Origin of the sequence: Dysgonomonas sp. 511 (genome assembly GCF_010501105.1) — a bacterium.
Classification (GTDB): domain Bacteria; phylum Bacteroidota; class Bacteroidia; order Bacteroidales; family Dysgonomonadaceae; genus Dysgonomonas.
The window spans coordinates 192,190-203,805 of record NZ_QVMQ01000022.1; the positions used below are offsets into that span (position 1 = coordinate 192,190).

The window sequence follows — 11,616 nt, forward strand, 5'->3', positions numbered from 1 at the left end:
AACTATACACATAAAGATATTATGATGAGAATTAAAATCACCTTTTTGGTGCTGGTAAGTTTTCTGTTAATTGGAACCAACCTTAACGCACAAAGCAGTTTAGCTGCCGGAACACAAATCGTAATGGCAGACGAATCGAAAAAGAAAATAGAAGAAATTGCTGTCGGCGATGAAATATTGGTCTTCAATGCAAAAGATAAGGTTTACGAAGAGAGAGAAGTTACGAAAATAAACAAAGTGATGATGAACCGCTTGGTTCGCGTAACGTTGGAAAACGGTGTTCAGTTGATAATGACTGTAGAACATCCTATATTAGCCGAAAAAGGCTGGGCATCTATCGATCCCAATCAAACAATGATAAATAAGAAATACCAGCAGGTAGCGCGTTACAATCTTGGTGAATTTACCCTATTCTACAATGTTACTACAACAGACTATGTAGAAGTCAACATTATACAAGGAATACTCGATCCGATTAACACATACAGCCTCGAAGTCGAAGATAACACCGAGAACGATGCTATTGTCGCCAACGGCTTCCTCGTAGGGCTCAACTGATAAAATGAAGCTTGATCCGCAAAGAATAACAGATCATCTGAAGGGTACATTGATGGAGACTTTGGGAATCGTATTTACAGAATCCGATGACCCAGAGTCTCTTGAAGCATTTATGCCTGTAGAACAGATGCTTACGCAAACACTAGGCGTATTGCATGGAGGCGCAACCATATCGCTGGCAGAGACAGTTGCCGGTGCCGGATCGAATATGTTGTGTGCAGAAGACGAAGTATGCTTTGGCATGCAGATAAGTGCCAGCCATATATCGAGTACACGGGTAGGCGATACGGTAAAAGCCAAAGGTACGATTATACACAAAGGACGTACTACCCATATATGGGATGTAAATGTGGTATCCGACAAAACGGGGCATCTGATTTCATCGGTGCGGGTGACCAATGCTGTAGTAAAGAAGACCCATTCCCCGGCATAAAACTACTCTTGCTCGTCTAACCTGATATACTTAAGCCTGCTGATTGAGTCAGATAGTATTAAAGAATCTGTAGTCAACTTATTTATAAGAAACACACGAGTCACAATAGTATCCTTCGCCAAGGCAAGTTTATAGCCTTTCAGCATATATGACCACGAGACAGTATCTTGCATATCAAACATATATTGGTCTACCTTTCCATTTTCAAAAAATAATTCGGTTCTGTTTCTTCGATAATCTACTTCTACCGAATCTATTTCTTTATCGGCATGAATGGCATCAACAAGCAGCCAACGCCCTTGTATCAAACGCATATTGCTTTCTTTTGCATTATACGGAGTACATGCGAAAAAAAAGGAAAGGATAAAAGGAAGCGTTATATATAAATATCCAGGCATCATAAATTTGTTTTGAACAAAAGTAATGAAGAATTTTTAGAGTCTGCTTAAATTTAGGCTAAAATTTAAACAGGCTCTTATTATAGGAAATTAATCTTTCGCATAAAATATGAATAACAAAAATCTTTCAACTCGTACTTTATAGTACTATCTTTGTGCCAACATTCATAAACACAAAATAAGATGCCTAAATATAACTTCGATGAAATAATAGACCGTAAAGGTACGAATGCCATTAAGGTAGACGCCTTAGGCGAACGCTATGGTAATCCTGATTTAATTCCAATGTGGGTAGCCGATATGGACTTCAAATCGCCGCCATGCGTGGAAAAAGCTATTATAGAACGCGCTAAACATAGCATATTTGGCTATACCAGCCCTTCTCAAGAATATTACAGTTCTATTATAAAGTGGGTAGCCCGCCAACACAATTGGCAGATAGAGCAAGAATGGCTATCATTTATTCCCGGCATTGTAAAAGGAATAGCTTTCGTGACCGATTGTTTTACCAAACCCGGAGATAAGGTTATAATACAACCTCCGGTTTACCATCCTTTCCGCATCGTACCCGATATGCACCAGCGTGTAGTAGTAGATAATCCGCTGAAACTCGAAGCCGGACAATATATGATGGATTTGGATGGCTTGAGGCAATTGATCGATCCATCGTGCAAAATGCTTATCTTATGCAATCCTCATAATCCCGGCGGACGTGTATGGACACATCAGGAATTATCTGATATTGCAGAGATATGCTATGATAATAATATCCTTGTCATTTCCGACGAAATACATTCCGACTTAGCTTTCGATCCCAACAAGCATATCCCATTTGCCAGTGTATCGGAAAAAGCTGCCCAAAACAGTATTACTTTCATGGCACCGAGCAAAACCTTTAATATTGCAGGTATTATCAGTTCTTTTTCTGTTATTCCTAATAAAGGACTGCGCGAAAAGTTCCATCACTTCCTAGAGAAAAGTGAGCTTGAAAGCGGACATATCTTTGCATACCTGGTAGCAGAAACCGTTTATAATTATGGAGATGATTGGCTTGCGGAATTGAAAGATTATCTATGGAAAAATATTACCTTTGTGGACGAATATCTTAAGGTCAACATACCTCAAATAAAAGCGATGTTGCCACAAGCTTCTTTCCTGATATGGTTAGACTGCAGGCAACTCAATTTATCTCAAACAGAATTAAATGCTTTATTTGTAGAAGATGCCAAACTGGCACTAAACGATGGTGCAATGTTTGGACAAGGCGGAGAAGGTTTTATGCGCCTGAATATCGGTACGCCATTATCTGTTGTTAAAAAGGCTTTGGACAACCTTAAGAAAGCTATAGAACAAAAACAAACACAATCCTGAGATTGTTTTAGATGAAATTGGGCACAATTATTGCCTATATCCTATATAAAATAAAAGAGCTGTCATTGGCTCATTATTACTAATTAAAAACAAACTAATATCCTAAAATGAAAATTTCTACAAATAAGTTTGTTGCTCTTACATACGACCTGAATGTAGGTGAAGGAGAGGAACGCGAATTGATGGAAAGGGCAACTCCTGAGCAACCATTAGAATTTATCTTTGGAACTAATTCTATGCTCGAAGCTTTCGAGAAAAACCTGGATGGACTCGCTGAAGGAGATAGCTTCGATTTTACACTTTCTCCTACCGAAGCTTATGGCGAATATGATGACGAGGCTTTAGTAGACCTTCCTCGCAATATATTCGAAGAAGATGGTAAATTGAACGAAGATGTGATTTTCGAAGGCAACATTGTACCGATGATGGACAGCAACGGCAACCGGCACAACGGCTCTGTTGTAGAAGTAAGGGACAATGTAGTTAAGATGGATTTCAACCATCCTTTGGCCGGAGAAACATTAAACTTTTCGGGCAATATTCTCACTGTAAGAGAATCAACTCCCGAAGAAATCGCAGCTTTATTTGCTCCTCACGGAGGATGTGATTGCGGATGTGGCGGACATGATGATGGAGATTCTTGCAACTGTGGTGAGAATGAATCTGCCGGATGTGGCTCTGGTTGCGGATGCGGAGGACATTAAAAAAGAGAGGACAAAAGTAAATACAAAAAGAGGCTGAACCCTTTTGGGACATTCAGCCTCTTTTTGTTTATCTGGTGCGTCCGCTGCTTTGCCTGCCGGCTTCGCTATTACGTCTGGCTTCACTTTCACGCCTTTCGCGCTCTTGCCTTTCATTACTTTCTCTTTGCCTGCGTGTTTCTGCCTCTTGGTTCTCTCTGTTTCTTCTGTCTTGCTCCTCGCGTTGACGTCTGGCATCGGCTTCGCGTTTTTCTCGATTTTGTCTTTCCTGATTTTCTCTCTGTCTGCGTGTTTCAGCCTCTTGGTTCTCTCTGTTTCTTCTGTCTTGCTCCTCGCGTTGACGTCTGGCATCGGCTTCACTTTTTTCTCGATCTTGTCTTTCCTTATTTTCTCTCTGTCTGCGTGCTTCTGCTTCTTGGTTTTCTCGATTTTTTCTGTCTTGCTCCTCGCGTTGACGTTTGGCTTCGGCTTCGCGTTTTTCTCGATCTTGTCTTTCCTTATTTTCTCTCTGTCTGCGTGCTTCCGCTTCTTGGTTTTCTCGATTTTTTCTGTCTTGCTCTTCGCGTTGACGTTTGGCTTCGGCTTCGCGTTTTTCTCGATCTTGTCTTTCCTTATTTTCTCTCTGTCTGCGTGCTTCTGCCTCTTGGTTTTCTCGATTTTTTCTGTCTTGCTCCTCGCGTTGACGTTTGGCTTCGGCTTCGCGTTTTTCTCGATCTTGTCTTTCCTTATTTTCTCTCTGCCTGCGTGCTTCTGCCTCTTGGTTTTCTCTGTTTCTTCTGTCTTGTCCCTCGCTTTGAGAATTATACGAAGGTCTTGTTACATTTCCAGAGCTTGGTCTTTCGGTTGGACGAGTCGTTCCGGGGCGTGTCGCGGGTTGTTCGTTTGGTTGGCCCGTTCCCGGACGGGCATTGTGTCCGGGTGTAGGTCGAACCGTTGGAATATTGGGTCTTTCCGGCCTTGACGGTATTTCGGGTCTTGAAGGAACTTCCGGTATGGAAGGCCTTTCAGGTCTTGTAATTTGCGGAGGCTTGATTGGATTCGGTTTCCAGGGATATACCCAGTTTGGCTTTCCGGCTCCCGGTTTTCCCGGTTTTGGTTTATTTATATTTGGCCCGTTTGGCTTGTTGGGTCTCGATATACCAGGTCTGTTGGGTATTGACGGGTAAACGTAATTGGGTGATGAGTAATCGTAGTAATAATCATCGTAATAGTAGTAATTGTTATCAATGTCATTGATATAATAATTTTCTGTATATGGAGGGTAAGAAGGATATTCCTCATATTGGTAATATCCGGTATAATAATCATCCTGAGTATTATTACTATAGCCAGCATTTCCTGTTCCAAACGACCAGTCGTGCCAATCGTACCTGTCAACCTGTGTCTTATCTGCCGACATCAGAGTTTCGGTGTTCAGGTAATAGGGAGAAAGGGGTGAGAGGTTATTCTCGTTGTAGTTTGTACTTCTGCTTCCACTCTCGCTATATTCGCCTATATAATTACTTTTGCTAGCCGGTGACTGATAATTATAGAAAGAGAGACTATCTGCCTGATATTCTTCATCTGCATACGGAGACGTATATTGGATGCTATCGTTATAATAGGCTTCTTCCTGTTGCGGGATATTTGTGTTATTATCCTGTATGCGATTATTATCTTGCTTGCGACATGCAGGATAAAGAAATAATAAGCTAATAAGGCTGATAAAGTATATTATTTGTTTCATGGCGATAAGTATTTTAGCCGTAACTGTAGAGTACGGAGGTTTTTACGATTTCAGAGAAGATGGGGTAATTGAAAATACCGGATGATATTATTCGACATTGTCCTTTGTTTTTGTTCTTTGTTGCTCCATAGGGTTTGCATGTTTATAGTTAATACCCGTGTTTGTATATATTGACTGCCAAATATGCAATAGGTTTAACGGAAAATAAATAATTTTTAATCTTTGGTGTTAAAAAGTTGAAGTACGCCATACTAGTTGGTTCCACCTTTCCCTCTATTCGCTATCAGTAATAAAGTTTGCATGAACCTAACCGTCTCCCGTCTGTTATAAAATTACAATGTATTAAACTTTTTAATCAAAAGTATTTATAATTTTGTCCTTAATTATAAAATAATTGACCATGAGCGTGGAGCCGGGAAAAATAAAACAACGGGTACAATTTGTAATAGTAGTCTGCGGAATATTTCTGCTGATTAGTAAGTTTATAGCCTATTTCCTCACCAATTCGGTAGGGATACTTACCGATGCGCTCGAGAGTATTGTCAATGTCGTAGCCGGGTTTATCAGCCTGTATGCCATAAACCGGGCATCGCGCCCCAAAGACAAAGACCACCCTTTCGGACATGGCAAGATAGAGCTTATTTCGGCATCGGTAGAGGGAATACTCATCTTTGCCGCAGGGTCTGTTATCATTTACGAAGCCATTCTGCGCCTTTTCTCACCAGTACAGATACAAAAACTGGATATCGGTATTGCTGTTATAGCCTTTGCCGGACTGGTCAACTATCTGTTGGGGTGGTATAGTATCAGGCAGGGTAGGAAGTACGATTCCATAGCCCTCGTATCGGGGGGTAAGCATCTGCATTCCGATTTTTATTCTACAGTAGGATTGGTTGTAGGCTTGTTAATCCTTCATTTCACGAAACTGGCATGGATAGACAGTGCATTGGCAATCATATTCGGAAGTATTATTATATTTACCGGGATAAACATCCTGCGCAAAACTATCAGCAACCTTATCGACACGGCAGACCGGGAAACGCTTGATAAGATAACGCTTGCCATCAACAAACATCGCAAAGAAGACTGGATAGATATCCACAACCTCAAAGCCCTGAAATATGGTAGCGACCGCTTTATCGACTGCGACCTTACTCTTCCGTGGTATTATAATATAACTGAAGGACACGACCGTTGCGAAGATCTGCGCCTTTGCCTTACGGATATTTTTCCCGAAGATACTATTATATCCATTCATTCGGATTCGTGCCTCGAAAAGTATTGCAGGGTATGTACTGTCAATGACTGTCCGCACCGGAAAGAGGTATTTCTGAAACGTATTCCGTTCTCGCTCGACCGGCTGACCAAGGTAGAGGAGAGTTAATCTTCCTGTTATACGGATAATACAAACTAAAAAAGCCCGTGGAATCCACAGGCTTTTTTAGTCTTTAAATCTTTATGCTCAATATATTCTGAGAATAGATATTGCTTAGATTTATTCTGCGCTTTCTGCAGCTGGTGCTTCTGCTTCAGGAGCAGCTTCTTCTGCCGGAGCAACTTCAGCTTCAGCCTCAGCTTTTGCAGCATTTTCTTCTGCTTTCTTTTGAGCCACTGCTTCTGCTTTAGCTTTGTTTGCAGCTTTTTCTGCATCCATGCGAGCCTTAGCATCTGCTTGTGCTTTTGTTTGGTTCTTGCTGATAAGAGCTTGTGTGCCTTTTTCTTTTTCAGCTTTCCATGCTTCAAATTTCTTTTCAGCATCGGCTTCGGTGAATGCACCTTTTTTCACTCCACCAAGAAGGTGTTTCATCAATAGAACCCCTTGCTCAGAAAGAATGTTGCGTGTAGTGTCGGTAGGTTGAGCACCAATTTGCAACCAGTACAAAGCCCTGTCGAAATTTAAAGATATTGTAGCAGGATCGGTATTAGGATTGTATGTACCAACCTTTTCAATAAATTTTCCATCACGTGGAGCTCTGCTATCTGCAACGACGATGTGATAAAAAGGATAACCTTTACGTCCTCGTCTTTGTAAACGGATCTTTGTAGCCATTTCTTTCTTTAGTTAATTTTAATTATACATAATTGTTATTAGCGGGTGCAAAGGTAAGAATAAGTTTGTTATTATCAATATAATATTGGTTTTATCTGATAAAAACTCTGCATGGCAAGTCTGCGTGAGCGAGAGTTTGCCCTGTCTTCATCTTTCCGGGGTTGTATGTCTTACAAAAAACTGATACCTTTGAGTTCTTAAAATTAATATAAAACAATGGAATAAGTATAGCCTTAATATCTTTATAAACCATGTTGTTTAAGGAAATACTGATTACAGGGTTTCACAAAAAGAAATATATGAATAAATCTATTATGGCATTAGTATGCGGAGCGGCTCTCGCAGCCTGCAATCCAACCAAGAAAGCCGGAGACGACGCCTCTTCGCCCCTTATCGGCAAGGCTACCGTAAAAGCTGAAAACGGGATTATGACTCCCGAAATTTTACATAGCTTCGGACGGGTAAGCGATGTACAGATATCGCCCGACAAGGTGAAAGTGCTTTACGGCGTAACCTATGTGAGCATAGAGCAGAACAAGACCAACCGCGAACTGTTTACAATGAACGTAGACGGCTCCGGCAAAAAGCAAATAACCCAAACACCCAAAGGCGAGAACAATGCCGTATGGATAAAAAGAGGTGCAAAAATAGCTTTCCTCAGTAGCGAAAGCGGTAGCCCGCAGATATGGGAAATGAATGCTGATGGTAACAACCGCACGCAGATAAGCAATGTGGATGGTGGAATACAAGGCTTCACCTATTCTCCCGATGAGAAGAAAGTGATGTACATCAAAATGGTGAAGTTTGGCGAACGCACTGCCGACAGGTATGCCGACTTGCCACAGGCTTCGGGACGCATTGTCGACGACCTGATGTACAAGCATTGGGATCACTGGGTGGAGGAGATTCCGCATACATTCGTAGCCGACTACGATGGATCGTCGCTAGCCAACGATGTGGATATACTTGGCGATGAACCTTACGAATGCCCTATGCTGCCTTTTGGAGGTACTGAGCAATTGGCTTGGAGCCCCGATAGCAAGTCTGTCGCATATACCTGCCGCAAGAAAACAGGAAAAGATTATTCGGTATCGACCAACTCCGATATCTACCTCTACAATATAGAAACGAAGGAGACTATAAACCTTACCGAAGGCATGATGGGTTATGATATCAACCCCTTGTTTTCGCCTGATGGCAAATATATAGCGTGGCAAAGTATGGAGCGCGATGGATACGAGTCGGATAAGAACAGGCTGTTTGTAATGAACCTTTCGACAAAGGAGAAGATATATGTTACCGAGAATTTCGACTACAATACCGACTACATGGTATGGAACACCGACAACCAAAGCATTTACTTCTTGTCGTGTGTCGAAGCCCGTACCCACATTTACAAAGCCTATATCCATACCCGCGAGATAAGCAAGCTGACTAGTGGAGACTTCGACTACGACCAGTTTGCTCTTGCCGATGATCTGCTGATAGCTTTGCGCCATAGCTTGTCGCAACCAAACGAAGTTTATTCGGTAAGCCTGAAAAACGGAGAAGCTACCGAACTGTCGTTCGAAAACAAAGAGATACTCGCCCAGCTTACGATGGGTAAGGTAGAAGACCGTTGGATAACCACTACCGATGGCAAACAAATGCTTACATGGGTGGTCTATCCGCCAAACTTCGACCCTAACAAGAAATATCCTGCCCTGCTCTATTGCCAGGGAGGGCCTCAAAGCACAGTCAGCCAGTTCTGGTCTTACCGTTGGAACTTACAGATAATGGCGGCAAATGGCTATATTATCGTTGCGCCTAACCGACGCGGATTGCCGGGATTCGGAAAGGAGTGGAACGAACAGATCAGTGGCGACTATGGAGGCCAGAATATGAAAGACTACCTTTCGGCAATAGACGCTTTGGCTAAAGAACCGTTTGTAGACGCCGATAAGCTGGGATGTACAGGTGCAAGCTATGGAGGTTTTTCAGTTTACTGGTTGGCAGGAAACCATAACAAGCGCTTCAAGGCATTCTTGTCTCATGCGGGAATCTTCAACCTCGAAGCCCAATATCTGGAAACAGAGGAGATGTGGTTTGCCAATTGGGATTTGGGTGGCTCGTACTGGGATAGGAGCAATACGATTGCCCAACGTTCTTATGCCAATTCGCCTCACCGCTTTGTAGAGAAGTGGGACGCACCTATCATGGTCACTCACGGCGAACTTGATTACCGTATCCTTGCATCGCAAGGCATGATGGCATTCAATGCAGCCAAACTCAAAGGCCTTGATGCACGTATGCTTATCTTCCCTAACGAAAATCACTGGATAGCTCAACCTCAGAACGGAGTGTTGTTCCAACGTGAGTTTTTCCGCTGGTTCGATGCACATTTAAAGTAATTTAGCCATTAGCTAATTGAATAGCCCCTCTGTATTCTTTTTTCAGGAAGACCGGAGGGGTTCTTTATACCTCAACCATTCGTCGTGCGACCTGTTGATACAGTCCTCTATCGACAAGCCATAGAAATAGTTGCCCAATATAAATATATCATCATGCCTGCGGGCTTGTACTACCTTGCCGGCCATGCCTATATGCTGTATCTCAAGCGAAGGCAAAATGTGTTTTACCTCGTTAGCCTCCTGTATATCGGCAGGTAAGATATTCAGCACATTCAGTATAATACGGTATTTTTCGTCATCTGCCTTCTCTCCTTTGCGGAAGTGGAATGTAAAACTGCGCACCTTATCGTCTTCAACCAGATCGCGCGACACCGCCGAATGGAAATCGTCCGACAACGATATTATACCCGCTATAGCATCCATATCCAGCCTGTCTTTTGGTACAACTACGTTCAGCGATTCGGTATGGTACAAAGGAATTGTAGCCAGCAATCCCGATAGGGCAGGCTCTATGTCAGCCAGCAACTTTGCCGATGTTTGCGGGTCGGTAGCCAGAGCTATGTTTGTAGCCTGATATTCTTCTCCTTGTGCCATTGTCAACTTATATCCGTCTGCAAGCTTTTCTATAGATTCTACTGTAGAGGATGCAACTACCTGCAAACCATCTTTTTCTATTATGGCATCTATAAATGACGATATCCCTTTCGTAAACGTGTATTTGCGTGGAAATTCCTTAAACCGGCCATTCCTGCGCTTAAGGAACATCTGTGCCGGATAATTGTCGGCATTCTGCGATATCACGGCGCGGAACAAGTACCTGAACAGCTTGTCGTAATTCGTGCGGCCTACTATCTTGCTAAAGTATTCTTTTACGGTTTTATTCTCCTTCTTGGCGAAAAATACCTTCCAACCGTTAATCATCATCGGCAGGACAGACATTTTGGCAAACATCTTTTTTATCTGCCTGTCGGCAAATGTCACATAGCTACCTTTGCCGAGGGGTTGTATCAGGTCTTTACCGTCTATATCCTTTACTACGCTTAGCAGATGTGTGTAGGAATTGTAACAGGTATGTGCACCCAATTCGCGCCAGTAGCCCTCTTTTGTGGCAGAGGGCAGGGTTTTTATCTGTCCGCCGGCTTTACTTTCCTGTTCAAGTACCAGCACCTTTTTGCCGGAGGTATGTAGATAATGGGCGAAAGATATGCCGCTGACGCCTCCTCCTATTATTATACAGTCGTATATCGTTTTATTCATATTGTATTTTGTTTTGAAATCCTTTCTTAAAGAGCAAAGAAACGTACCCTTTGGTAGAGCTTCCGTTACCAAATCGTCACCTGTTTTGAGTAACGAAAACTACGGCCAAAGATAGCAAATCAACATGGTTTAAAGGTCAAAGATATTTGTTTTTTGGCAAATCAAAATTGACAAGAAGATTTTATAGCATTATCAAGTACAATAATAGAATCGCGAGGAAAATTGATTTCTTCAATACTATACAACATTTTGCAATGTATAAAATTACATCCACCGACACTTTCATTCAAGTATACAGCCAATCTCTTGCCCTTTTGAAAACCTGTTTAAAATAACTATTCTATTTTGCTCTCTTGTCAATTCAAAAATATCGTTTATCTTTGCACACTCAACGACTTTGGAGAAGTGCTCGAGTGGTTGAAGAGGCACGCCTGGAAAGCGTGTATACCCCTAAAGGGTATCGAGAGTTCGAATCTCTTCTTCTCCGCTGAGAATAAGCCGTTTACATAACAATTGTAAGTGGCTTATTTTGTTTTTATTAAATAATTATTGCAAAATTGGAGGCATTTGACGTCATTAAAATTGCAAATAAATTGCACATGAATATTAGATTAATCTTAGATAAAAGGCGCTCAACTTAACGACTATGGATTGAAAATCCATAGGTTAAATTACGAATAAAATTCGTGTGAGTGTCGACTATAAGTCGATTGAAAAACAAAAACTAAAGTT

10 protein-coding genes and 1 tRNA gene are annotated in these 11,616 nt (G+C 41.9%); 7 read left to right on the forward strand and 4 right to left on the reverse strand.

Features of this window, described 5'->3' with window-relative positions:
- Positions 1-21: 21 nt before the first annotated feature.
- Both D0T57_RS11245 and D0T57_RS11250 read left to right on the forward strand, forming a co-directional pair.
- Complete coding sequence (locus tag D0T57_RS11245; RefSeq protein ID WP_163273587.1) at positions 22-558, forward strand: Hint domain-containing protein; 537 nt, start codon at positions 22-24, stop codon at positions 556-558.
- A 4-nt stretch (positions 559-562) separates the two neighbouring features.
- Complete coding sequence (locus tag D0T57_RS11250) at positions 563-991, forward strand: PaaI family thioesterase (RefSeq protein WP_163273588.1); 429 nt, start codon at positions 563-565, stop codon at positions 989-991.
- 2 nt (positions 992-993) lie between these two features.
- Here the strand turns inward: D0T57_RS11250 and D0T57_RS11255 are convergent, their stop codons facing one another.
- Positions 994-1,305, reverse strand: a complete 312-nt coding sequence (locus D0T57_RS11255) for a hypothetical protein (RefSeq protein WP_163273589.1) — start codon at positions 1,303-1,305, stop codon at positions 994-996.
- Positions 1,306-1,572: 267 nt separating this feature from the next.
- Between D0T57_RS11255 and D0T57_RS11260 the strand changes: the two genes are divergently transcribed.
- Both D0T57_RS11260 and D0T57_RS11265 read left to right on the forward strand, forming a co-directional pair.
- A complete protein-coding gene (locus D0T57_RS11260; RefSeq protein ID WP_163273590.1) occupies positions 1,573-2,760 on the forward strand; it encodes a MalY/PatB family protein in 1,188 nt (395 codons plus the stop codon).
- A gap of 107 nt (positions 2,761-2,867) precedes the next feature.
- Complete coding sequence (locus D0T57_RS11265; protein WP_163273591.1) at positions 2,868-3,464, forward strand: peptidylprolyl isomerase; 597 nt, start codon at positions 2,868-2,870, stop codon at positions 3,462-3,464.
- 67 nt (positions 3,465-3,531) lie between these two features.
- Here the strand turns inward: D0T57_RS11265 and D0T57_RS11270 are convergent, their stop codons facing one another.
- A complete protein-coding gene (locus D0T57_RS11270) occupies positions 3,532-5,187 on the reverse strand; it encodes a hypothetical protein (RefSeq protein WP_163273592.1) in 1,656 nt (551 codons plus the stop codon).
- Between the two features lie 400 nt (positions 5,188-5,587).
- Between D0T57_RS11270 and D0T57_RS11275 the strand changes: the two genes are divergently transcribed.
- Entirely contained in the window at positions 5,588-6,571 is a 984-nt protein-coding gene (locus tag D0T57_RS11275; RefSeq protein WP_163273593.1) for a cation diffusion facilitator family transporter, read from the forward strand.
- 111 nt (positions 6,572-6,682) lie between these two features.
- On the opposite strand, the gene D0T57_RS11280 is transcribed toward D0T57_RS11275, so the two are convergent.
- Positions 6,683-7,237 carry a 30S ribosomal protein S16 gene (locus D0T57_RS11280; protein ID WP_163273594.1) on the reverse strand — a complete coding sequence of 185 codons (555 nt, stop codon included), beginning with the start codon at positions 7,235-7,237 and terminating at the stop codon, positions 6,683-6,685.
- Positions 7,238-7,551: 314 nt separating this feature from the next.
- Here D0T57_RS11280 and D0T57_RS11285 point away from each other — a divergent pair, with 314 nt between their 5' ends.
- Complete coding sequence (locus D0T57_RS11285) at positions 7,552-9,627, forward strand: S9 family peptidase (RefSeq protein WP_185154672.1); 2,076 nt, start codon at positions 7,552-7,554, stop codon at positions 9,625-9,627.
- A 42-nt stretch (positions 9,628-9,669) separates the two neighbouring features.
- On the opposite strand, the gene D0T57_RS11290 is transcribed toward D0T57_RS11285, so the two are convergent.
- Positions 9,670-10,884 carry an NAD(P)/FAD-dependent oxidoreductase gene (locus D0T57_RS11290; protein WP_163273596.1) on the reverse strand — a complete coding sequence of 405 codons (1,215 nt, stop codon included), beginning with the start codon at positions 10,882-10,884 and terminating at the stop codon, positions 9,670-9,672.
- A gap of 399 nt (positions 10,885-11,283) precedes the next feature.
- Between D0T57_RS11290 and D0T57_RS11295 the strand changes: the two genes are divergently transcribed.
- Positions 11,284-11,371: transfer RNA gene (locus tag D0T57_RS11295), tRNA-Ser, on the forward strand.
- Positions 11,372-11,616 lie beyond the last annotated feature (245 nt).

Coding starts and splice junctions, on each gene's coding strand:
- D0T57_RS11245 (WP_163273587.1), top strand. CDS start 22: ATGATGAGAATTAAAATCACCTTTTTGGTGCTGGTAAGTTTTCTGTTA.
- D0T57_RS11250 (WP_163273588.1), top strand. CDS start 563: ATGAAGCTTGATCCGCAAAGAATAACAGATCATCTGAAGGGTACATTG.
- D0T57_RS11285 (WP_185154672.1), top strand. CDS start 7,552: ATGGCATTAGTATGCGGAGCGGCTCTCGCAGCCTGCAATCCAACCAAG.
- D0T57_RS11270 (WP_163273592.1), bottom strand. CDS start 5,187: ATGAAACAAATAATATACTTTATCAGCCTTATTAGCTTATTATTTCTT.
- D0T57_RS11290 (WP_163273596.1), bottom strand. CDS start 10,884: ATGAATAAAACGATATACGACTGTATAATAATAGGAGGAGGCGTCAGC.
- D0T57_RS11260 (WP_163273590.1), top strand. CDS start 1,573: ATGCCTAAATATAACTTCGATGAAATAATAGACCGTAAAGGTACGAAT.
- D0T57_RS11280 (WP_163273594.1), bottom strand. CDS start 7,237: ATGGCTACAAAGATCCGTTTACAAAGACGAGGACGTAAAGGTTATCCT.
- D0T57_RS11275 (WP_163273593.1), top strand. CDS start 5,588: ATGAGCGTGGAGCCGGGAAAAATAAAACAACGGGTACAATTTGTAATA.
- D0T57_RS11255 (WP_163273589.1), bottom strand. CDS start 1,305: ATGCGTTTGATACAAGGGCGTTGGCTGCTTGTTGATGCCATTCATGCC.
- D0T57_RS11265 (WP_163273591.1), top strand. CDS start 2,868: ATGAAAATTTCTACAAATAAGTTTGTTGCTCTTACATACGACCTGAAT.